Source organism: uncultured Pseudoflavonifractor sp. (genome assembly GCA_904419835.1).
Classification (GTDB): Bacteria; Bacillota; Clostridia; order Oscillospirales; family Oscillospiraceae; genus Pseudoflavonifractor.
Genome location: CAJFTA010000002.1, coordinates 33,121 through 56,304, shown reverse-complemented (window position 1 = coordinate 56,304; position 23,184 = coordinate 33,121). Strand labels below are relative to the sequence as shown.

The 23,184-nt window shown below is 63.3% G+C and carries 17 protein-coding genes; 1 reads left to right on the top strand and 16 read right to left on the bottom strand.

Going from position 1 to position 23,184, the window contains the following annotated elements; genetic code table 11:
- Positions 1-4 precede the first annotated feature (4 nt).
- From QZY67_RS00645 to QZY67_RS00580, 14 genes are all read right to left on the bottom strand, one after another.
- Positions 5-766, bottom strand: coding sequence for a CpsB/CapC family capsule biosynthesis tyrosine phosphatase (locus tag QZY67_RS00645; protein ID WP_295368080.1), 762 nt, complete (start codon positions 764-766; stop codon positions 5-7).
- An 18-nt stretch (positions 767-784) separates the two neighbouring features.
- The gene (locus tag QZY67_RS00640; protein WP_295368079.1) at positions 785-1,603 is read right to left on the bottom strand and encodes a hypothetical protein; all 819 of its coding nucleotides are present in this window, start codon (positions 1,601-1,603) and stop codon (positions 785-787) included.
- Between the two features lie 19 nt (positions 1,604-1,622).
- Positions 1,623-3,575: a nucleoside-diphosphate sugar epimerase/dehydratase gene (locus QZY67_RS00635; protein ID WP_295368078.1), complete on the bottom strand. Its 1,953-nt coding sequence runs from the start codon at positions 3,573-3,575 to the stop codon at positions 1,623-1,625.
- A gap of 151 nt (positions 3,576-3,726) precedes the next feature.
- A complete protein-coding gene (locus QZY67_RS00630; RefSeq protein WP_295368077.1) occupies positions 3,727-4,842 on the bottom strand; it encodes an EpsG family protein in 1,116 nt (371 codons plus the stop codon).
- On the bottom strand, positions 4,836-5,927 hold the full coding sequence (locus tag QZY67_RS00625) for a glycosyltransferase family 4 protein (RefSeq protein ID WP_295368076.1): 1,092 nt from the start codon (positions 5,925-5,927) through the stop codon (positions 4,836-4,838). Before QZY67_RS00625 ends, QZY67_RS00630 begins: the two co-directional genes overlap by 7 nt.
- Positions 5,924-6,610 carry a sugar transferase gene (locus QZY67_RS00620; protein ID WP_295368075.1) on the bottom strand — a complete coding sequence of 229 codons (687 nt, stop codon included), beginning with the start codon at positions 6,608-6,610 and terminating at the stop codon, positions 5,924-5,926. The genes QZY67_RS00625 and QZY67_RS00620 overlap by 4 nt, the downstream gene beginning before the upstream one ends.
- Positions 6,611-6,629: 19 nt before the next feature.
- Positions 6,630-7,103, bottom strand: coding sequence for a S24/S26 family peptidase (locus tag QZY67_RS00615; RefSeq protein WP_295368074.1), 474 nt, complete (start codon positions 7,101-7,103; stop codon positions 6,630-6,632).
- Positions 7,100-8,341 (bottom strand): nucleotidyltransferase family protein, encoded by a 1,242-nt coding sequence (locus QZY67_RS00610; RefSeq protein WP_294536046.1) that lies wholly within the window; start codon positions 8,339-8,341, stop codon positions 7,100-7,102. Before QZY67_RS00610 ends, QZY67_RS00615 begins: the two co-directional genes overlap by 4 nt.
- Before the next feature lie 16 nt (positions 8,342-8,357).
- Entirely contained in the window at positions 8,358-9,230 is an 873-nt protein-coding gene (locus QZY67_RS00605) for a metallophosphoesterase (protein WP_295368073.1), read from the bottom strand.
- Positions 9,231-9,491, bottom strand: coding sequence for a PqqD family protein (locus QZY67_RS00600; protein ID WP_295368072.1), 261 nt, complete (start codon positions 9,489-9,491; stop codon positions 9,231-9,233).
- A 10-nt stretch (positions 9,492-9,501) separates the two neighbouring features.
- Complete coding sequence (locus QZY67_RS00595; RefSeq protein WP_295368071.1) at positions 9,502-10,632, bottom strand: radical SAM protein; 1,131 nt, start codon at positions 10,630-10,632, stop codon at positions 9,502-9,504.
- A complete protein-coding gene (locus QZY67_RS00590; RefSeq protein ID WP_295368070.1) occupies positions 10,629-11,480 on the bottom strand; it encodes a hypothetical protein in 852 nt (283 codons plus the stop codon). The genes QZY67_RS00595 and QZY67_RS00590 overlap by 4 nt, the downstream gene beginning before the upstream one ends.
- A 63-nt stretch (positions 11,481-11,543) precedes the next feature.
- Positions 11,544-11,801 carry a hypothetical protein gene (locus tag QZY67_RS00585; RefSeq protein ID WP_295368069.1) on the bottom strand — a complete coding sequence of 86 codons (258 nt, stop codon included), beginning with the start codon at positions 11,799-11,801 and terminating at the stop codon, positions 11,544-11,546.
- Between the two features lie 16 nt (positions 11,802-11,817).
- Positions 11,818-16,728, bottom strand: a complete 4,911-nt coding sequence (locus tag QZY67_RS00580; protein ID WP_295368068.1) for a family 20 glycosylhydrolase — start codon at positions 16,726-16,728, stop codon at positions 11,818-11,820.
- Between the two features lie 437 nt (positions 16,729-17,165).
- Between QZY67_RS00580 and QZY67_RS00575 the strand changes: the two genes are divergently transcribed.
- Positions 17,166-19,460: an S-layer homology domain-containing protein gene (locus QZY67_RS00575; RefSeq protein ID WP_295368067.1), complete on the top strand. Its 2,295-nt coding sequence runs from the start codon at positions 17,166-17,168 to the stop codon at positions 19,458-19,460.
- A 319-nt stretch (positions 19,461-19,779) separates the two neighbouring features.
- On the opposite strand, the gene QZY67_RS00570 is transcribed toward QZY67_RS00575, so the two are convergent.
- Both QZY67_RS00570 and QZY67_RS00565 read right to left on the bottom strand, forming a co-directional pair.
- Positions 19,780-21,570 carry an ABC transporter ATP-binding protein gene (locus QZY67_RS00570; protein WP_295368066.1) on the bottom strand — a complete coding sequence of 597 codons (1,791 nt, stop codon included), beginning with the start codon at positions 21,568-21,570 and terminating at the stop codon, positions 19,780-19,782.
- 168 nt (positions 21,571-21,738) lie between these two features.
- Positions 21,739-23,175 (bottom strand): hypothetical protein, encoded by a 1,437-nt coding sequence (locus QZY67_RS00565; RefSeq protein ID WP_295368065.1) that lies wholly within the window; start codon positions 23,173-23,175, stop codon positions 21,739-21,741.
- Positions 23,176-23,184: the final 9 nt, after the last annotated feature.

Genomic DNA, 23,184 nt, shown 5'->3' with positions numbered 1-23,184 from the left:
ACCCTCAATACCCGCCAAACCCGTCAAATATGGGCTCCGGCGACACCACCGGCTGGTCGGCCAGGATGCGGCCTGGGTTGTCCCTCAGCAGCAGGTCGGCCAGCCCCTGGGAGGCCGCGCCGCTGATGTACTCATGGATGTCGGACAGGCGGGTGGTACGCTGGTAGGGGCTGTGGGCGTCGCTGCCGATGAGGTGGACGCACCCCTCCCGCAGGCACCAGTGGGCGGTCCTGGCCGCCCCTTCGCCGAAGCGGCCGAAGAAGCTGCCCTTGTTGAGCTGGAGGACATACCCCTCCTCCAGCCAGCGGAAGAGCCGCTCCGGGTCCCGCTGGACAAAGCGGTAGCGCTCCGGGTGGGCCACCACCGGCCGCACCCCCTCCTGCCGCAGGGCGGAGAGCATGCGCTCGGCAAAGGCGGGGCCGCACTGGAAGTCAAATTCCGCCAGCAGGTACCCGCTGCCCCCCAGGGTCAGGAGCCGCCCCTCCCGCAGCAGGCGGGGGGTGGAGGGGGTCACAAAGACCTCCATCCCCGCGTGAATCCGCAGGGGCAGCTTCGCCTTCTGTACCGCCTGCTCCAGCTGGAGAAACCGCTGGGCCAGGTCCCGGGAGCGGTAGTTGTCAAACCCGCTCTCCGGGTCGCAGTGGGGCGTTGCCGCAATGGCGCGCACGCCGCTGTCCACAGCCAGCCTGGCCATGGCCAGGCTCTCCGCCAGGGAGGCCGCGCCGTCGTCCACGCCGGGCAGGATATGACAGTGCAGATCCACCATGCGCTCTCCCTCCCTGTCTCAGCCCTCCTGGAACTCCCGGATATAGTAGGCCTTCTTCAGGCTCTTCTCCTCTTCATAGGTCCGCTGCACCTCGTCGGCCAGGCTCTCGCTCTGTCCGGTTGCCTTCAGCAGCTCCCGCATCCGGCTCACAACGTCCGCCACCTTCTGGTCGCACTCCTGCTCCAGCTTGGTGAGGGCGTCGTACTTGCTGTACACAATTCTGGTGCGGTTCTCCGAGGTGTGCTCACCGGCTGTGTATTCGTCGATGGCCTCCTGCACAATGGCCTCCAGCTTGCCCTCATAGGTGGCCTGGAGCACATACATGGTGGCCACCAGCTGCCGCAGCTCCGCCTCGGCATCCTGGGCGGATGTCTCTCCGCCCTGGTCCGCGCTCTGGGCGGGCTGGGCGCTCTGACTGGCGGACGGGCTCTGGCTGGGCGGCGTGCTCTGACTGGGGGACGGTTCCTGGCTGGGCGGCGTGCTCTGACTGGGGGACGGTTCCTGGCTGGGCGCTCCGCTCTGGGACGGCTCCGGCTCGGCCGTAGTGCCGCCGTTCTCTCCCAGGATGCGGGCCGCGGCCTCCTCCTCACTCAGCTCGCCGCTGGCCAGCTGGCTCATCTCCTCCTCCGAGAAGGTATAGGAGGGAATCTGGTAGTCCTCCATGGCCTTGTCCAGCGTCTTGCGGTTCTCCTCCGCCCGCTGGCTCAGGGTGCCGGTGTCCATGGTCATCATATAGGCCACGGCCTTGATGTTGTTCCACTGCACCGCCACGGTAACGGCTCCGGCCACCAGGACCACGCCCGCCACCGCCAGGGCAATTTTTCCTGCTTTTTTCATCTTGGTTCTCCTTTGTTCCTCAGCCAATGTGCCGCAGTATGCCCAGCTCAAAAGGGCGGGGCTCCGTCTCCGCCTCTTCCTCTCCCTCCGTATCCTCCGCCGGGGCCGCCTCCGCCATGCGGCTCAGCGCCGCCCGGTTGACCTCCTCCGGGTCGTGGAAGGTGGGCACCAGGCGGTGGAGTGTCTGGAAGATATCCGCCCGCCGGCCATGCTCCAGCACGTCGGACAGCTCCGCCAGACGGCGCTCCAGCGCCGCCTCAGGGATAACGGGCTTAAACTCCACAAAAATCTTGTCGTTCTCTGTTCTGGACAGGTCGGCCGACCTGGTCAGCAGCTCCTCGTACAGCTTCTCGCCGGGACGCAGGCCGATCTCCTCAATCTGAATGTCCTGATAGGGCGTCAGGCCGGACAGGCGGATCAGATTCTCCGCCAGCTCCAGAATCCGCACCGGCTTGCCCATGTCCAGCACGAACACCTCGCCGCTCTGGGCCAGGGAGCCGGCCTCCAGCACCAGCTGCACCGCCTCCGGGATGGTCATGAAATACCGGATGATCCGTTTGTCGGTGATGGTCACCGGGCCGCCGTAGGCAATCTGCTTCTTGAACAGGGGGATCACCGAGCCGTTGGAGCCCAGCACGTTGCCGAACCGCACCGCGGCAAACTTGGTCTCCGCGTTCTCCCGCAGCCCCTGGAGCACCTGCTCGCACAGGTACTTGGTGGCGCCCATGATGTTGGTGGGGTTGACCGCCTTGTCGGTGGAGATAAGCACAAAGGCCTCCGCCTTGTGCTTCCGGGCGGCCAGGGCGGTATTGTATGTACCGAACACGTTGTTCTTGATGGCCTCCTCCGGACACTGCTCCATCAGCGGCACATGCTTGTGGGCTGCCGCATGGAACACCACCTGGGGCTGATAGAGGCCAAACAGCTTGTCCATCTTCTCCCGGTCCCGCACCGACGCGATTTCCACCACAAAGTCCAGCCTGTTCTGGAACTTGTGGCGCAGCTCCTGCTGTAAATCATAGACCGAATTCTCCGAAATGTCCACCGCAATCAGCCGGGCGGGCCCGCATTCCGCAATCTGGCGGCACAGCTCCGAGCCGATGGAGCCGCCGCCGCCGGTCACCAGCACCCGCTTCCCCGCCAGGAAGGCCCGCACGCTGGCCTTGTCCAGCTGGACGGGGTCCCGGCCCAGCAGGTCCTCAATCTCCACCTCGCGGACGTTGGAGGCCATGATGGAGCCTGCGTTGCCCTCCAGCTGCTTGATGGGGTCGGACAGGATGTGGAGGCGGCACTTGGTCTTGGAGCACAGCTCCAGAATCTCCGCCTTCCGCGCTGCCGTCAGGCTGGGGATGGCCAGAATAATCTCCGTCACCGGCGTATCCTGTAAAATGGCGCACAGGTCGTTGATGGGGCCCTTGACCGGCACGCCCTGGACCACCTTTCCGATTTTGTCGGAGGCGTCGTCCAGCAGGCAGTAGGGGGCGTAATTCCCCCCTGTGTTGTGCATCAGCTCATAGAGCAGGGATACGCCCGCGGTGCCGGTGCCGATAATGGCCACCTGCCGCTTGCCCTTGCCGGGGGCGCCCGCCAGGCGGAACCGGAGCATGCGGTAGGCAAAGCGGTAGGCCAGCATGACGACCAGGGCGATTACCGTTCCAAAGAACGCGGACACAATCCATATCCGCTGGGCGCCCATCAGCAGGTTCAGCCCCGCGTAGAGCACAAAGCCCGCCGCCAGCCCGCTGAGCAGGCAGAGGTACTCCCGGCTCTCCGCATAGCGCCACAGGCTCTCATAGGTTTTGAATACAACCTGAAACACCAGCGCGCAGGCCGTCAGGAACCCGATATGCAGAATCAGATTGATCAGGCGGATATCATTCCTCAGATAGGCGGGCAAAAACATCAGGATATTGCACACAAAGATGGTGAGCACATCCATTGCCAGCACAATCCACCCGCGAATACGCGCCATGTTCATATCTCTCTTCTCTCCCATACCCGACTTTATTCGTTCCATTTTATCTCATTTTTTCCTGGAAGTCAAATAAACCAGGCATACATCCGGGGAAATATTCTCCCTTTTCTCCAGTCTTTTCCCGGCCTGCCGCGCCGCAATCCGCCTTCTACCGCCCGAAGATAAAGCCGGTCAGGCTGATGGCGTGATACGCCTGGCTGAATCCCTGGTTGTCGTACAGGAAAAACCCCAGGAAGCTCACCGCGGCCAGCAGCTTTATGAGCCGGGCGGAGCGGGCGTTGAAGACCCGGTCCAGAATCCAGGGCAGGGTGCACACCGAGCCCAGCACGAAATACCGGGCCAGGCGGCCGAACATATTGGCGCCGTTCATCATGGCCAGCAGCATGAACATCAGGCTGACGATGCTCATGTTGAGCAGAATGCACTTCTCCCGGTCCTCCTCCGGCGCCAGCCACGGCCGGAACACCAGGGACAGCACCGGCACCACCGCGAACACCGCCACCCGGAAGGGGTTCATCTGGTTGCCGTCAAACACCTCGTACTCCGCCACGTGCTTGCCCATGGAGTCGGCGTATTCCAGCAGGGTGCCGATGGTGTCCTCAAAGGTCAGCATGACCGCCAGGGTTCCCGCCAGCAGAAGCAGGGTCTTCCAGCCCCAGGGCTTCCCCGACAGCAGGGGAAGGAAAGCGAAGATAAAGGCGTAGGTGTGGAGCAATCCTGCAATCACCACCAGCAGATAGTACCGTCCCCACTTCTTATCCACAAGGGCGGGAATGGCCAGCGTCAGCACTGCGGAGGCCGTGATCTGCTTCAGGGCCGCCATGGAGAAGGTGAACACGCCGATGGCAAAATAGAGAAACACCACAAAGGCAAAGCCGCCCTCCGGGGCGTACCGCCGCAGGAAGCGGACAAACAGCACCGTATTGAACACGGCGAAGGCCATCAGATACAGGTGGTAATTGTCCGTCAGCTGGCGGAACAGGCAGGTGATAAAGTAAAAGAGCGGGTTGTGGAGGATATCCAGGTTGTCCGGGTCGGCCAGGAAGGCGGCCACCGATTCGGCGTTCTGAAATCCGGTGATATAGGCCTGTGTGTCGTTGTAGCCGGTTCTCAGGCCCACAAACATGGTCATGACCACCGCCATGAGCACCAGGCATACATCCCAGTAAACCCTTCCCCGTTGATCCAATCCGGAGGGATTCATCTTTTGGGAGCCGTAGGCCAGGGCCACCGAGACCGCCATGACGAGCAGCAGATTCAGCATGGTTTCTCCTCCAGCAGAGCGGCAATGGTTTTGTTCACCACGTCCTCCTTGCGGAAGCGGCGCTCCATCAGGGCCCGGCCCGCCCGGCCCATGGCCGCGCGCTTCTCCGGCGGACAGGATGCAAACCGGCGCAGCCGGTCCAGCAGGGCCTCCCGGTCCCCCGCGGGGCAGAGGAAGCCGGTGACACCGTCCTCCACCGCCTCCCGGCAGCCGGGAATGTCGCTGGTCACCAGGGCCCGGCCGGAGGCCGCCCCCTCCAGCAGCACGTTGGACATGCCCTCGTGGTAAGAGGGCAGCACCACGCAGTCGGCGGTGGCGTAAAAGGGCCGCACATCCTGCTGGAAGCCGTGGAAGGTGAGGATGTGCTCCGCCGCCAGCTCCTCCACGGTCTGCCTGTACGCGTCCTCAAAAAAGCCCACCACGTCGAAGGCGACGCCCTCGCCGTACTCCTCCTTCAGCCGCCGGGCGGCCCAGAACAGCTCGTCCACGCCCTTTTCCCTCATGATCCGGCCCACAAACAGGAACCGGACCTGTCCGTCCTCCGGGCGGGGCTCCGGCGTGTAGCAGGCCAGATCCACCCCCGCGCCGGGCAGCACCGTCTGCCGCTGCGCCGGAACAATCTTTTTCTCCCGGAACAGGGCGGCGTTGCCCTCGTTCTCAAAGAACACCCGCCGGGCTTTTCCAAGGGCGGCGCGGTACATGGCGGTCACCAGGGCCGCCAGGCCCTTCTTCTGGAAGGCGGTGCCCAGCCCCTGGACATTGGCGCAGTAGGGCACGCCGGCCAGTCGGCTGGCCAAGCCGCCGTAGATATTGGGCTTGATGGAGTATGTAATCACCAGATCCGGCCTCTCCTGCCGGATCAGCCTGCGGTAGACGGAAAACAGCTTCAAATCCGTGGCCGGATTGATACCCCGCCGGTCCACCGCCGTCTCGATGCAGCGGCAGCCCATGGCCTCCAGGTCCTCCTGGTGCCCCACAAAGGGCGTGCTGAGCACCACCTGGTGGTCCTTCAGCAATGCGGCGGTCAGCTCCCGGCGGAACTGCCAGAACATATAGGAGTGGTTGGTTATGATCAGTATCTTCATGCCTTCGGGGTCTCTCCGTTTCCTTCCTTCATCGCGCCTGTGCCGCCCTCCACAACGCCGTCCTGCCGGAACACGGCCAGAAACGTTCCGAAAAAGCACTTCAGGTCAATCACAGGTCCCAGATGCCGGAGATAATAGGCGTCCAGCGCGGCCTTTTTGTCAATCTCCAGCTCGTCCCGCCCGTGGATCTGGGCCCAGCCCGTGATGCCGGGCCGGATCTGCTGCACGCCGTATTCCTCCCGCAGGGCGATGAGGTCATCCTGGTTCCACAGGGCGGGCCGTGGGCCGGATACCGCCAGCTCCCCCCGGATAATGTTCCACAGCTGGGGCAGCTCGTCCAGGGAGGTGCGGCGCAGAAACCGGCCCACCCTGGTGATGTACTGCTCCGGGTCCTTTAGAAGATGGGTGGGCATGTCGTGGGGGGTGTCCAGCCGCATGGTGCGGAACTTGTAGATGGGAAAATAGGCGCCGCCCCGGGCCACCCGCTTCTGGGTGAAAAACACCGGGCCGCCGTCCTCCCGCTTGATGGCCAGCACAATCACCCCAAACACCGGGGAGAGCACCACCAGCGCCGCCAGCGCCAGCAGCCAGTCCACCACGAATTTCACCTTGAGATAGACCTTCTGCCGCCCGGTCAGGGGCCAAAAGGCCGTTTTTTCCGCTTCAGTCGCCGCGCTCCGCATCTCTATCTCTCCATACCGCTTATTTTCTGTGTCTCAGCCGGCTCATCCGCCCGATGCACCGCAGCAGCGCCGGCCGGACCGGCAGCAGCAGCTTCCACACCCGGCGCAGCAGCGCCCAGTCCCACCGGCGGGCGGGGAAGGGCGCCCCACCGTCCCGGCTGATCTTTACCGCCACGCCCAGCACCTGGCCGGGTCGGATGGTCTCAAACCAGGTCTGACCATCGCCGTTGATGACCATCAGGCCGTCCGGCGTGAAATGGTGCAGCCGGTGGAGAATCCACTGTCCGCTCTCCCGCCGGAAAAAGAGGATGTCCCCTGTCCGGATGGGCGCATATTCGGGCGATTTGAGGTATACGGTGTCCCGCCGGTCCCGCAGGAAGGGGACCATGCTGCTCCCCGTCACCACCAGGGGCACCTCCGCCCCGGCCCGGAGCAGCGGCGCCAGCCGCTCCTCCACCTGTCCGCTGTCCAGCAGCTGCCGCCCGCCGCTCATGGGATCACCCCGTACTTCTTCAGCAGCGCCACACGCCGCTCGCCGATGGCCACGCTCTCCCGGGCCGCGCCCGCCCGGCCCCGGTTTTCCCCGGCGTAGCGTGCCAGCCGCTGGACCCAGGCCCCCGGCAGCAGCCAGGGCTTATCCTTTAAATAGGGATACCGCCCCTCCAGCTCCCGGGCGGAGGGGAACACCGTCCGCAGCACCGACCGGCCCAGCCGCTGCTCCCCCTCTGCCGCCACCGCGTTGAGGGTGATGCGGCTGCTGTGGAGCCGCACGTCGGAGCTGCTGCCGTACACGCCGGCAGTGAGCAGGTCCTCCAGCAGCGGAAGGCAGTCCGTCTCTCCCCGGGCGGCCAGGGCCGCCGCCATGGGCTCGGGCCACAGCCCTGCAAAGCCCAGATACTCCGCGCCGATGGCAAACAGGTTGCGGGCGAAGCAGTCCGCCCGGAAGGGCTTCAGCGCGTCAAAGAGGGCGTCCCACGCAATCCGGTCCCCCCACGCGGCGGCGGCCAGGCAGATGTCGCACACCTGGCGGACGCCGAAGCCGGAGTGAAGAAAGTGCTTGAAGCTGTGGCAGATGAGGTAGAGCAGGTGGTCGTCCGGCCCCATGGTCCACACCGGCCCGCCGGCCCCCTCCAGCAGCACGCCCCGCTCAAAGGCGCGGGCAAAGCAGCGGTTCATGCCGCCGTAGGCCTGTGCGTCCTCCGCGAAGAGCCTCCTGTGGAGCTCGATGCGCAGGCCGCTCTCCTGGTCACAATAGGTCACCACCTGGGCCTGCCCCGGCGGTCCGCCCTCCTCAGCCTCCATCCCCATGCGGGTGAGCACGCCGTGGATGGCCTCCATCTCCCCGTCCCGGGCCAGCAGGTCCTCGTCGGAGGAGGGGCGCAGATCCGGATTGGGGTAGAGCAGGCGGCAGGCCAGTCCCTTCACCAGCAGGGGGCGCAGCCCCTCCGCCTCCAGCGCGCCGCACAGCTCCACCAGCTTCCCGGTGCGCCTGGTCTGGCCCACGGCGCTCTGGAGCAGAAGCTGCCGCAGGGGGCGCAGCGCCCCCTGGTCCACGCCGGCGGCACGGGCGGCGGGGATCAGCCGGTCCAGCACCAGGGGGAGGACGTGCTGCTCCCCGGCCAGCGCCAGAAGGGCGTCCCGCTCCGCCTCCCCCTCCGGCCACCGGACGGCCTCCCGGCGGAACAGGGCCCCCCGGAGGCACTGTAAAAACTGCTGCTGATTCTCCTCCATTTGACGGTGTCTCCTCTCAGGCCGACAGATCCAGAACCATGACCTCCGGCGGATTGTTGAAGCGGGGCAGCCGCTCCGGCTGGCTGCCCAGGCCGCTGGTGACGGCCAGGGTAAGCCTGTCCTTTTCGTAAATTCCGTGGACGTACCGGGGAAACAGGCCCTGATCCCCGCCGAACACGCCGCCCAGCAGGGGCAGCACCACCTGTCCCCCGTGGAGGTGCCCGCTGATCACCAGGTCCACGTCCCAGGTGGCGGACGCCGCGCCGAACACAAAGCTGTCCGGTCTGTGGGACAGCATCACCTTGTACCGGTCCGTGTCCTGGAATTCGGTGAGGAACTGCCACACCTCCGGCTTCATCCGCTCCGGGTCGCAGGAATTGTAGTTGTCCAGGGCAAAGGCATAGTCGTACATGCCGCCCAGCCGCAGCTGCGCGCCGTTGACCGTCAGGTCCACATACTCCAGCTCCAGCACCACGGCCCCCAGGGCCTCCACCTGCGCCCGCAGGTCGGAGACGCCCCGGTCCATGTACTCCAGCTCATGGTTGCCCCAGGCATAGTAGACCGGGGCGATTTCCACCAGCCGGCCAATCAGCTCCAGCAGGGGCTCCGCGCTGTCCGCGCTGCCATTGAGCATGTCGCCGTCCAGCAGGATGAGGTCCGGCCGCTGTTCCGCCACCAGGGCGGCCAGCTCGCTGTTTTGCTCCCCGAACACGCTGCCGTGCAGGTCGGACAGCACCGCCAGGCGGACGGGCAGCCCCGCCTCCACCTGCCAGGTCCTGGCCGCGGGCCGGCTGGCCGAGCGCCAGACGCCCCAGACAATCCAGGCCGCCAGAAGCAGAACGGTCGCCGGCAGGACTGCCCACAGCAGCCTTTGCCGCCCCTTCTTCACTCAGAGAATCTCCAGCTGACGGAGCTGGTTCAGGAATTCATTTACATCCTGCTCCAGCGTCTCCCGGTCCACATCGTACTCCTCCAGCAGCGCGTCCACCAGCTGTTCCGCCCCGTCCGCCTGGGGCAGAAGCGCCCAGATACGGGCTCCCGTCTCGCTCAGCGAAAACAAACCGTTATTTTTGATTACAGTATCACCTACTGGAATCAGAGCATAGTCGCCTGCGATCTCCCGCAGGACCAGTTGTTTCTTCACTTCCATTGCTGCGCTCTCACTTTCCGTATTTTTCCCATGTCAGGTGGATCAGGGCTTTTGTCATCTCGCAGAGGTACTCCGGCTTGCCGTCGCACCGGCCGGTCTCCGCCGCGCAGGAGGCGGCGCAGGAGGCGCACTGGGTGTGCATGGGGCAGCCGGTACACTCCTTTGGCAGGCGGATGGCCTCGGCCGCCCGCCTGGCCGCCGCCCAGGCGGCGGCGAAGCCCTGCTCCGGCACGGAGACGCCCTGGTCCGCCATCATCCCGCAGGGGAGCAGGCGGCCGTCCCAGGTCATCCAGAAGGAGCTCCGGCCCGCCCGGCAGAAGAGGGGCTCTCCCTCGGCGCCGCCGGTGCACTCCTCCCCGTCCGGCGGAAGCCCGCCGTTCTTCACCGCTTCCCGCAGCTGCTCCTCCGTCATGGTCTGCTCCCGGCAGAGCAGCTCGTATCTGGCCGCGTCGGCCGGGGAAAAGCGGTGGTCCGCCCTGCCGGCCTCGCCGCCGTTGATGCGCACCGGCGGGAACATGTACGTGGCGGACTTGACATGGACCCCCAGCTCCCTGCCGATGCGGAAAATGTCCTGCACATCGTCCTTGTTGTAGGGAGTAATGGAGGCGTTGAGCCGCACGGAGATGCCCGCCTCCTTCAGCGCGCGGATATTGTCCACCACCTGGTGGAACGCCGGCCGGCCGCACAGCCGCTCATAGGCGGCGTCGCTGCCGCCGTAGAGGGTGATGTTGAACCGGAGAGGCGGGTCTTTTTTCAGCGTCTCCAGCAGCTCGCCCCGGATGAGGGAGCCGTTGGAGTTCACCGACACCAGCAGGCCCATCTGCTTCAGCTCGTGGAGGAGCCGGGGAAACTCCGGGAAGAGCAGCGGCTCCCCGCCGGTGAGGAGCAGAAAGACCATGCCCGCGTCCTTTGCCTGCCGGGCGATGTCCAGCCACTGGTCCGCCGTCATCTCCCGCCGGCCGGAGGCGGCCACCTGCTCGGCAGTCTGGTGCACATAGCACATTTTGCAGTTGAAATTGCACCGGGGCGTCAGTTCAAAGGAGCCGCTCACCGGAAGGCCCAGAGCACTCCCTTTTTGATGGATATAGGTTGACCAGAGCGGCTCAACATCGCGGCCCGGGATTTGATCAGATATACTCATAGATACTTCTCCAAGCTTTCAACCGCGCTCTCGTCCGGCCGGCAGGCCAGATGAAAGGCGGGTTTTTCGGACAGGAGCGCAGAGAGAATGTCCGTGACATTTTTCGCTTCCTCCGCCGCCCAGGTATGATAGGAAACCCTCGGGAGCAGCGCCCTGAATGCGTTCAGGCCTCCCAGGGGCTCCGTTCTGCTTTCCGGCCCCTGGGACAGCAGCACCACCGCAGCCAGCGGCGCGCTGACATTTCGGCATATCCCGGATGTACCGCTGTAACAAATGCCGTGAGCCCAAAAGGTCCCATCCGGCCCGCGCCGGATCAGCGCTCTGTCCCCATTGATGATATCCGCTCCGCGATACCGTTCCCAGAGTCCGGCCTGAGTGGTCTTTCCCATTCCGCTGGGACCGGAAAACAGCACCGCGCGCCCCTGATGGACGATGTAAGCGGCATGGAGGATGATTCCTCCCTCCTCCAGCAGGCTTCCAAAGAGATCCGCCGAGGTCAGGATGTTCCGCGCATACAGCATCTCCCGGAACTCCTCCGCCCACAGCATTTCCGTATGTTTGCCCCGCCGGCGCCACCAGCAGGCGGGCCTGAGCGGGTCGTCATGGCTGATCTGATAGGCATGGAAACCATAAATCGCGCCGTCCTTGCTCCACATCTTCTCCTCCGGCGTGTCGAGGGGCGGATGCGCGGGAGGCGCGGGCAGCCGCGCCGCAAAGCGGCACTGAATCTGATGGGCGGCGCTTGTCTCCGGGGCGCGAAACTGCTCCAAAAGGGGGGCCGGCCGGATGGGCGCCTCCGCCGTCAGGGCAAACCCCACGCCGCCGAACTGGTAATCCTGGCGGTACAAAAAGGCCGCCTCCTTTCCCTGCAAAAAAGCCCCGCCCCATCGGGGCAGGGCTTTTTGCACAGTTTAGGATGTAAAGAGTACGCTGCCGCCGCTGGGGCCATGGTAGCAGGCCTTGTCATTTATACCCGGCACATTCAGCTTGGCCAGATCCTCGGCCGTTTTGCTGCAGGGGCCGTAACAGAAAACGTTCGGCCTTCCGGGCCATGTGATCTCACAATCAAAGGCCTTCGAATTCACATGGAAGTAACAGCCCTTGGCGATGTCGCTGCACAGCTCAAAGCTCTCAAACGCGATCTCGGGTTTACAATATTCCTTTTTCATACTGCACACCCCTTTCTTAAGAACCGCTTACAAGCTTGAGGTTGGTGAGGGACAGGATTCCGTCGCCTGCGGCGGTGATGGTAATTGTATTGCCGGGCTGCACGCCATCCAGCAGGTAGTACATCTCAGTCGCGGTCGCGGTGCTGATAGTCTCGGAGTCATTGATGTCAGTGCCAGTTACACTAAAGGTCATTCTGCCGCCGGACACCAGCTTGGCGCCAATCTGGACGATGGAGCCGCCCTCAGGCACGGTGAAGGTGATCTGGTCGTTCTCCTTCAGGTAGACCTCATTGTTGGGGCCGACCTTGAGATACTTGCCAAGCTCATTCGTGGATTCCCCGAGGGTATCCACATAGACCTTGTTGGTATCTTGCCAGCCGCCGATCAGGGTGTTGCGGATCTCGCTGTAAACCGCGCCGCCCTCGTTGTCCTGCGCATAGTCCGCGTAGTCGCCGATGGGCTTGTAGATGCGGATGCCGTCCAGCACGAAGGTGGAGGTGCCCGCTTCATCGCTATCCCAGTTGCGGCTGTTAAGATAACACGCCGTGACCGTAACGGTGTAATTGCCCAGCTCCAGGTCGTCCACCTTCATGACGGGCACCTGGTAGAGCGTGCCGCTGGCATAGTAGTTATCCACGAAGTAGTACTTGTCAACCCCATTGCCCTCGACGTGGACCGTGATGCAGCCGGAGGTGGCGTCGGTCATGCTGACCAGCTGGAAGCCGGTGCCGTGGAAGCTGAAGGTCGCCGTGGCGGTCTGTCCAGAGGACAGCGTAACCTTGTGGGCGCTGCCGCCGCTGTAGGTGGCATCGGTGCCATAAGCAGCATCATACCCGTAGATAGCCTTGTCGCCCAGCTTGCTGGTGGTCTGAGCGCGATCGGTGTCCGCATCTCCAACAAGGCTCCAATTACCGCTGTAGTCTACGAAAGGTTCCGTATCCTCATAGTACACCGTGGAGGCGGGAATGAAGTCCACAGTGACCTCCTGGGTGTTGGTACCGCCCGACGTGTCCTTATATGTCAGGGTCAGGGGGACAGTGGCTGTGTCGTTCAAAATACCCTTGGGCGTCACAGTCAGCGTTTGACTGGCCAGGTCGGCCGCCACACTCATATCAGCAGTGCCGCCGCTGACCGACTGAAGGCCATTCGCCTCGATGCTCAGCGCCGCAAAATCAATTTCCACCGGCAGGCCGTAGTCCACCACGAACTGATACTGAGAAGCCAGACGGTTATAGTAGAGAGTCAGCGTCTTACCATCCTCAGAAATCTCCGCGCGGACATAATTATATCGTGCCGGCAGGTTTAGGTCGGGAATGGTGGCCAAATTCTTGTTGAAGGTCTGGTGGACGTTAGAGCTGTTGACAATGTAGGCATCGTCAGACAGGTCAATCTCGCCGGGCTGATAAGGGGGCTGATCAGAACCGTTCACCAGGCTGTTGAGGAAGGTCACAGGCTCCTCAGCGGTCTCGGAGACCACAACATCGAAGCCATAGAGCAGAGTCTTGGACGCGTCGTCCACTCGATACTCCACCTTCAGGTTGCTCTCTCGCTTCACAGGCTCCAGGTAGATGAGAACCAGCTTGGCAGTGCTCTTGGCGGGCCAGGTGATGTTGCTGACTTTACCGTTCACCATGGGCGCGCCGCCCATGTCCTCGCTCCAGACCTCTCTCTCGACAAACCGGCCATTCTCTTTATTCCAGGTGATGGTGTCGTCGCCATACCATACGTTGGTGTTTCTATCATCCCACCATCCTCGGTCATCGCGCTCGCCGTCGACAACCGTGATACGGGTGACGGTATACTCCGAGTTATTGAGGGGGGCGATGATGCCGATGTCCCGGCCCGCCCAGTAGTTGAAAATGGTGGTGGAGTTGAGGTAGATGTCCCCCTCTGCGGGACTGAGGCTGCCGTCGGGATAGACCACAGCCACCGACAGGGCCACCTGGCCATCGCCACCAGAAGTATCCGAAGTACCCCCGGAAGTATTGGGATCATAGCCCCAGTCCTTCATGGCGGTGGTAATCTCTTTGGTGATATCCGTGTGCCGCATGTAGTAGGTGACCACCTGGTCGCCACTGACAAACCAGTTCCAGAGGCCGTTCTCGTCCATGTACTGCCAGGCGCCGTTGTGATAGCGCACCCGGGTGATGACGGTGCCGTCGGCGGTCTCATCGTCGCCGCTGTCGCCGGTCTGGTGATTATCGCGGTCGAGACGCATGCTCTGCCAGTAATGCAGCTCCACCCAGCCGTCGTAGTTGGAGTAGGCCGTCTCGGGAGAGACTCCCGTCAGCGCCACGCCGTCATTGCTATTGGCATCGGAACTGGAGATGGTGGTAGAGCTATCCGCCCAATCGTTAGCCTCCTCGCGCACCATGCTGTTGGTAATCCACCACTCAACCTCGAGGCTGTTGCCACGCAGAGCATTGGACGGCGGATTCTCGGACTGCTTGTAAGTAAAGGTCACGGTATTCAGGCCGGAGGGCGTTACAGCGATGGTCTGCTCAGAAGGGGGAACCACGTCATAGCCCGAAATCGAGGGGGCCTCGATAACAGCGGCACCCGCAGGCCACATCTCCTGGACTTTTTGAATCTCCACACCGTCCTCGGTCTGGCAGATGATAGTCACCGCATAAGTAGGCTCAGCCAGCTTGTAGAGATAAAGGGTGCCCTGATCGGTGTCGCCGCTAAAGGAGACATCTCCCCACCGATCAGCAGTTCCCACCAAATAGCCGGTGGTGTTGTCGCCTCCGTCCGTAACACCCGCGCTGATGTTCCATCCATTGCCGGAGGAGCTGACTGTAAAAACGCAGGGATTGCTGTCATTATAGTCGGGGGTGATGGTCCAGCTGCCAAACCACCCTTTACTGCCGCTCATGCCCATCCGATGGCCTTCGCTGTTGGTGATGGCCCAGCCGTTGCCGCTCCGCTCAAAGTTCCACAGGAGGTTCCCATCGTTCTCGTCCAGGGTGATGACGCCGTTCTCGTCCCGTTCGACCAAAGAGGCCAAGCCGTCGGAGCCCAGGGTGTAGTAGTCGGTAACATTATGATAATTAGGCCAACTGCCCTCACGATGCGTATACTCATAGACAATCAGGTACCGCCCTTCCTCCATCGTACCGGTGAACTGCTCATAGTCCCCGGCGACAGAGGAGGCCGCCAGCGCGGAGGCGTCGTAGACGCCCACGGTGGAGAAATGGGGGGCGGTAAAGGTAAAGTCCGCGCCGCTGCGCTGGCCTTCAACCGGGGTCACGGAACCATCCTGCTCCAGCACAAAGCCCATCAGGGCCTCCGCATTCTCCAGCCCAGTGCCCGCCAGGGGGATGGTGACCTCCGCAGAGCCTGTGTATCCGCCGCCGTTGAGGGTGACATTATAGGCCACATAGGGGACTTCCGCCAGAGCGGGAGCATCCGCCTTCTCCACCGCAATGCCGGTCAGGCCGGGCGCCGTGACCGCCACGCCGGTGGCCTCATCCTTCACCTCAGTGCTGGGCGCATCGGTGTTGATGGTGCCGTCGGCATTGAAGCCGCCGGGGATTACCGTCATGTCAACGGAGCCGGCGCTCACGTCCTCGCCCTGCATGCGGGCCGCCATGACGCGCAGGGGCAGGCGAATCTTCTCGGCCACCTGCTGCTCTGTCTCAGCAATGGGATCGTCGCACCAGATGCAGAACATGGCGCCCGCCGGGTCGGAAATGGTGCTTCCGCCGGCAAAGGCATTGTTGTTGAAGTCATACCCAGCGCCGCGGTCCCAGCAGTCGTCCTTCCCCAGGATATAGTAGTAGTTGCCGTGGGTGTTGATCAACTCATAGCCCTCATCCGCCAGCGTGGAGGCAGAAGCAGGGGAATAGCCGTTCCAGCCGGAGGACCAGTAGCAGACCTGAATATTGCGGCTGGGGGCGTCGCTGGTATCATTGCTGTAGCAGAAGCTGTCGTTGAAGGCGCGGGGGGTCATTCCGCAGCCTTCCACGAAAACCGCCAGGTCGTCGATATAGTCAATCAGCGCTCCATACAGGTCACGATCATTTTTATAAATGTAATCCAGACCCATTATGTCGCCAACAGAATCGCCAATATCATTGGCGAACTCATCCGCGCCGATGTTGAAGGTCGTGCAGTCCTGCTCCGCGAACCACTTGGCGTAGGCGCTCACCACGCCCTGGGCAAACTTCACCGCTTCCTCGTTCCTCAAATCAATGGTGGATTCACTGGTCTTTCCATTTTTGGCAGTCCAGCGGTACTCCGGGAACACATCCAGAATAGCGCCCATATGGCCGGGGCTGTTCAGCAGGGGGATAATCTCGATGCCAGCCTCGTCAGCACAGGCAATGATGTCCTCCATCTGATCCGCAGTAATGTAGCCATCGCTGCTCAGCGCCGCGGTGAGATCCACGGTCTTGCTGTTCCAGACCTGCACTTCCTTATACTGGGGCGCAGACTCAGTGGGCTCAGTGGGCTCCACAGGCGCCGCAGGCTCAGTGGGCTCCACGGGCTCGGTGGATTCCACAGGTGCCGCAGGCTCGGTGAGCTCCACGGGCTCGGCGGATTCCACAGGCGCCGCAGGCTCGGTGGGTTCCACGGGCGCCGCAGGCTCCTCGGGCTCCACTTCCACGAGCACGGTCTCATAGCCGCCTACCTCAATCTTCATCTGCTCTTCAGGCAGGGAGAACCGGAATCCCTCATTATTGGAGAAGTCCAGTTCAAGCGCCGTATACCCCAGCGCCGCGCTCTCCTTAATAAGCGCCTTGATCCACTCGGGGGTGAAATACTTCCGGCCCATGTCCAGATGGACGATGCGGTCGAAATTGTCCTGCGCGCCCGCCGTCTCTTCCGCTGAAGCGCCCACCAGGGGCACCATGCCGAAGATCATCGCCAGGCTGAGTACCAGCGCTGCCGCTTTGGACGCGCCCTTCCGCACTGCTTTCTTCATAACTTTATCTCCTCCCTTGCAAAACAGTTGCCCCGCAAGGCCGGCTTCCGGCGTCACCGTCGATACAGGGGTCTGGCTGCAAACCATCAGGCTCGTTCCGGCCCTTCCGCCGAAAGCGCACCTATTTTTGGTTAGTATAGCATAGGCGGCACTCAAATTCAAGAATCTTCCTTTATTCTTTCGGATATTTTTTAACATGTGATTCCCCTTTTTTACTTATTCACCCGCGTTTTTGCAATGTTTCGCGCATATGTAACCAAAAAGCGTCATAAACCGCTCACAAACTAATATTGGAAATTTCCCCTTCCTGTGGATGATTTTTTGTTGCTGTTTCCGCTGAGCTATGCTATAATTTGTCATGAGTTAGCATGCGGCGCGCAGATTCTCCGGCTGTCTGCCGCGCCGTTTTATGCAAATTGCAAACGGAGGTATGAGCTATGCGTATGCGCAAATTCCTGGCCGCGGCGCTGGCTGCCGTCATGCTGATTGGCATGCTCCCCGCCGCCACTGCCGCGGTAACCAACCCGCCCGCCAACACAGAGGGCGGCGTCACCCTGGGCAAGCAGGCCAGCGAGCTGGCCGGCAGCGACACCACCATCACCCTGGACGTGGTGGCCAACACCAACGAAAACCCCATCGCCATCCAGTTCGTGCTGGATGCCACCCAGAGCCTCTTCCTCAGCGAGGACAACAAGACCTACGTGGAAAACTGGGCCGACGCCCTCAAGTTCATGGCCGACAAGAACATCTACGCCGGCCTGACCATCTTCACCACCACCGCCAGAACCGTGATGGAGCCCCAGCTCCTGACCGGCGACTCCCAGAACGACCTGGCCAATGTGGAGAACGACTGCGCCGCCTTTGTCCTGGCCTCTGACCACGGCACCAACGTCCAGGCCGGCATCCGGGAGGGCCTGAACGCCCTCAGCGGCCTGTCCACCGACACCGTGGCCGCCGACAAGCGCTACCTGGTGCTCATCACCGACGGCGGCAGCTTCTACTGGCTGGACGACAGCGGCAACGCCGTGAACAACTCCTATTATAAGGCCGACGGCACCACCGCCCCCATGGCCAACAACGACGCCGCCGAGGGCGGCTACCAGTCCCTGACCAGCCTGAACAACCTGCTGGCCCAGGACCTGTCTGCCGCCCCCCAGACCTACGGCAGCGCCTCCGCCAACGAGCCCCTGGCCGCCGCGGTCCAGGCCGTCAAGGACGACGCCGACGCCCTCACCAACTTTGAGACCGGCGTCTACTTCGCCGCCAAGGAGCTGGACAAGGTGGCCGACGCCGGCGTGAAGCTGGTCACCGTGGGCTATCCTTATTATCAGGATGACGCCGGCGTGACCGCCCTCTCCCAGCTGGCCGCTGAGTTCATCGACTACGCCCAGAGCAAGAGCGTGGAGAACGGCGGCTTTGACGCCACCCTGGACAACACCGCCTCCCAGCTGGATGACATCATCAGCGTCATGTACGGCCAGTCCGCCAACGTGGCCGTCCCCGCCGGCAGCGTCATCACCGACGTGCTGGGCTACAGCTCTGATGAGAACTACAACTTTGACCTGGCCACCTACGAGGCCATCCGCGTCAGCCTCACCAACGCCAACGGCACCGACCAGGGCGGCCTGTACTGGGAGAGCCAGACCATGGGCGACAAGGACAGCCTGGTCTTCCACACCGAGGACGGCCGGGAGTTCCTCACCCTGAACTACACCGAGGCCTCTGACGGTACCGAGCACTTCACCCTCACCCTGCACCAGGATCTGCTCCGCGGTCAGAAGCTGTCCATCACCTACACCGCCCGGCTGGTCAGCCACAGCGGCATTCTGGGCACCCACACTACCTACCCCAACGTGGAGGCCTATCTGACCCCCGACGGCACCGAGTCCAAGCTGTACTTCCCCCGTCCCTCCGTGACCTATACCCTCAGCGACGGCGGTGACGGCGGCACTGACATCGAGGATCCCGACGTCCCCCTGGGCCCCGGTCCCGACCTGAACACCACCGATCACTTCGCCTACATCATCGGCCGTGACGACGGTCTGGTCCACCCCATGGCCTCCATCACCCGCGCCGAGGTGGCCACCATCTTCTTCCGTATGCTGACCGACGAGTCCCGGACCATGTTCTGGAGCACCGACAGCGTCTATGTGGACACCGACAGCAGCGACTGGTTCAACAACGCCTCCGCCACCCTGACCAACGCCGGCATCATCACCGGTAAGCCCGGCGGCCTCTTCGATCCCGACGCCCCCATCACCCGCGCCGAGTTCGCCACCATCGCGGTCCGCTTCTTCGGCGGCACCTATGAGGGCGAGGATATCTTCCCCGACATTGCCGGCCACTGGGCCAACCAGTACATCAACCGCGCCGCCGTCCTGGGCATCATTGAGGGCCGCGGCGACGGCACCTTCGACCCCGACGCCTACATCACCCGCGCCGAGGCCATGACCATTGTCAACCGCACCCTGGGCCGCGCCCCCTCCGCGGAGCACATGCTGCCCGATATGATCACCTGGCCCGACAACATGGATACCACCACCTGGTACTATGCCGCCGTCCAGGAGGCCACCAACTCCCATGACTTTGAGCTCATCGAGGTGGACGGCACCCAGGTTGAGTCCTGGACTGTCCTCCAGCCCGTCCGCGACTGGGCCGCTCTGGAGCGGGCCTGGTCCCAGGCCAACTCCGCCCCCGACCCCAACGGCGGCGAGGTTATGGGCAACAGATAATTCCACAGAGCAGCAGACCCCCGCGAACCGTTGGTTCGCGGGGGTCTGTCTTTCGAAAAAGGTGCGAAGCGCCTTTTTCGAGTGGGATGCAGGCCGCTGCGCGCGTCCTTTGCCCGCATTAGGCGGACAAAGGCCACACCTGCGGCCTGAGCAGTGTTTTCTCCCAGGCACATGTCCCAGGAGAAAACAGATTTCACTTTCTTCGCGCCTGAGGGCGCGAACTCTGCGAGGCCTTCTGCACGCTGAGTCCCCCGTGAACCCTTGGTTCACGGGGGACTCTTGTATATCTTCGCCTCCGGCCGGCGGCCCGGCGGTAAAGTCAGAAATCCATGGCCATGCGGCCCGATTCCTCCTGGCTCAGCTCGGTCACATGGGTGTCCATCACCCGGTAGACCCGCTGACAGAGATTGAGGACGCTGGGGCGGTGGGTGGTAACAATGCAGGTCTTTCCCCTGCCGCAGCCGGCGATATTGCGCAGCACCGCCCGCTCGGTGGCCACGTCCAGGGCGGAGGTGGCCTCGTCCAGCAGCAGGACGGGCGCGTCCCGCAGCAGGGCCCGGGCCAGGGCCAGCCGCTGGGCCTGGCCTTCCGACAGCCCCTTCCCCCGCTCGCCCACCGGACTGTTGATCTGCTCCGGCATCTTCTCCACGAACTCCCAGGCGCAGGCCAGCTTCAGGGCCTCTATGATCTCCTCATCCGTGGCGGACTCCTTCACCAGGCGCATGTTCTCCGCCACAGTGCCGGAAAAAATGGTGTTGCCCTGGGGCACGTAGGCAAAGAGCCGCCGGGTCTCCGCATTGGCCGGCGCCTCCCGGCCGGTGGCGCAGTCCCGGAGGACCACGCTCCCCTCCCCCGGGCACACCAAGCCCAGAATCAGGCGGATCAGGGTGGTCTTGCCCTCCCCGGAGGGGCCCACCAGGGCCACAATCTCCCCGGGCGCGGCGCGGAAGGCCGAGTCAGTGATGACCCTGTCCCCCGCCCGGTAGGAGAAGGTCACGTGCTCCATCCGCACCTCAAAGCCCCCGCCGCCCCGGGCGTCCAGCCCGCCGCTCTCCGGGAGGTGCGCCTCCCGGGGCAGCTCCGCCAGCTCCCGGATCCGGTGGGCCGAGACCGAGCTGCTGAGAAAGCTGGGGATGATGGACACCAGGTTGGTGAAGGCGTTGGACAGCTCGCTGCGCTGCTGGAGAAAAAGGGTCATGGTGCCGTATGTGATCCCCCCGCCCCACAGGCGGAACAGGCAGTACCCAAAGGCTATGAACTGGACCACAATCCCCAGCGCCGACATGAGTGCGCCGCTCTTGATGGAGAACAGGTTGTATTTCAGGCTGATGTCCCGGAACCGCGCCTGCCACCAGCGGAGCTTTTCACTGTAATGGGGGCCCACACCGAAGGATTTGATGGTGTCGAAATTGCTCACCGCCTCCACCTCATAGGCCATCAGGTCGCTGCTGGCCTCCCGCACCCGGCGGTTGTACTCCCGCTGCCGCCGCACCAGCAGCCGCCCCGCCAGCAGCAGGAAGGGCGCGCTGCCCAGGGCAATCAGGGCCATCACCCAGTCGTAGTAGAACAGCACCAGGAAGGTGGCGGCAAACTGGTACACCGCGATGATCACGCTGGGCAGCCACTTGATGGCGTTGCTGCTCACCGTACCCACGTCCCCGTTGAAGCGGTTGAGGATGTCGCCGCTGGTGTACCGGCTCAGGGACAGCCAGTCCGCGTCCATGATCTGGTCAAAGATGTCCGCCCGGATGTCGTTGTCAATGTCCAGGGCCAGCCTGGTGGAAACCCGGCTGATGACGCTGGTGAACAGCAGGCTGACAAGGGCGCTGCTCACCATAATGAGAATCACCAGCCACAGCTTGCTGGTCTCGTGGCCGGTGATGACGTCGATGGCGTACTTCCCCGCCACGCTGCTCACCAGCCCCAGAGAGGTGCTGAGTATGCCCATCACAATATAGAACGCAATGGCCCCCTTGTACCGGGCGCTGTACCCGAAGATCCACTTCCAGTCCTCCAGAACCTCGGAAAAGGTGCCGTCCTTCCATTTTTTCTTCAACATATTCAGGGACTCGAAGGGGCTCTCCCCCGGTCCCCGCTTCCTCTCCGCCATAACCTTCCTCCCAATATCCTGTCCCCCGGCGGCCCCCGCTCCTGTTGGGCCTGCCGCCCGTTTTTCAACATTATACTATGCCGGGGCAGGTTGGAAAAGGGAATTCCGGCTTTTTCCTGTCATAAAATGCAAAAAGGGTGCGGGCGCGTGACGCGCCCGCACCCTTCCCTATCCCTCCATGGGCTGAATCCAGGCGGCATAGGCCTGCCAGAAGTAGTCCCTCCGGTACCGGTCCAGGGTCTCCTCCGGCACGCAGATGAGGAAATCCGCCCCGTCCCGCAGGCCGTCCCCTGCGGCGTAGGCCGACGGGTCCTCCCCGGTGAGGATCAGCTTCTGCAGGGCGGTGCAGCCGGAGAACATGCCGTCATACAGGATGCCGATGTTGGGCTGAACTGTAATTTCACGTATATTTTTATTGTCTAAAAATAATGTTTCATCCATTCCCACCACCGGCTCGTCCTGGTAGCTGCCGGGCAGGGTGAGGGCCTGGGCGGCCCGGCCCTCCTCGGTCAGGCCGGACACAATCCAGCCGCCATCGGTATGCCGGTAGGTGAAAAGGGCCGCGTCGGTATTGTCCGTCCCCAGGGCGGAGGCCCCCGGGGCGGGCATGGCGGGCAGGGCGATGTCCGTGGGGGAGGTGTCCTCCAGATAGACCTTCAGGTCCTCAATGAGCAGCTTGGTGAACACGGCGGCGCCGCTGGCGTTGAGGTGGAAGTTGGTGTCGTAGAACCAGCCGCTGTCCAGGATGCAGCGGCCCGGGTCCCCCAGAATGGGGAACAGGAGCTGCCCGTCCAGGTAGTCGTAGTAGGCGTCCACCGCCGCCTGGCCGGCGCCGGGCGCCAGGGCGGCGGCGTTCATGGGCGGAAAGTGGTAGACCACCCTGGCCCCCTTGGCGGTCACCGCCCGGGCGAAGTCGTTGAGGGCGTCGATGAAGTCCTCTGTAATGATGTCCTGAGAGAAGGAGATGAGGTCGTTGGGGTTATAGCCGCCGGACATGATGTTGGCCGTCCGGTCCGGGTAGACGATATCGCCGTATTCGTCAAAGGAGGACCGGGCATACACTCCCTCCGGATCGGGGGCCTCCGTCAGGGCGTACCACAGCTTTTTCCCCGCAAAGGCGGGAAAGGCGGCGGCCAGGGACTCATACCGGCTGGGGTCGATGGCGGGCAGCAGGTCAAAGGCGCCGTCCGCCGCCTGCCAGGCCAGCGCGCCGGAGAAAAAGCAGGACAGGGTCTGGGCATTTTGCTCCGGGGCGATGACAAAGATGTCCCCCTCCCGGGCCTGGGTCTGGGCCCAGTCCAGCATGACCACCGTGCCCATGCCGGCGTACATGCCGAAGTCCACCGCCCGGTAGCCGGGGAGATATTCCTCCACCAGCCCGCTTTTCAGGGCGAAGGGCACGCTGCTGCCCCCCACCACGATGATGCGGGGCCCCTCCGTGGTCTCCAGCCGCTCCATCTTGTACTTCATCTCCCCCAGAAAGGTGTCCTCATACTGGCTCGGCAGGGCAAAGCCGAAGAGGAGCAGCAGCCCGGCCAGCAGGCACAATGCCGCTGCCAGCAGGGCGCAGAGGGCGGCGGGGGAGGGTGTTTTTCGCTGTTTCATGGCGTCCTC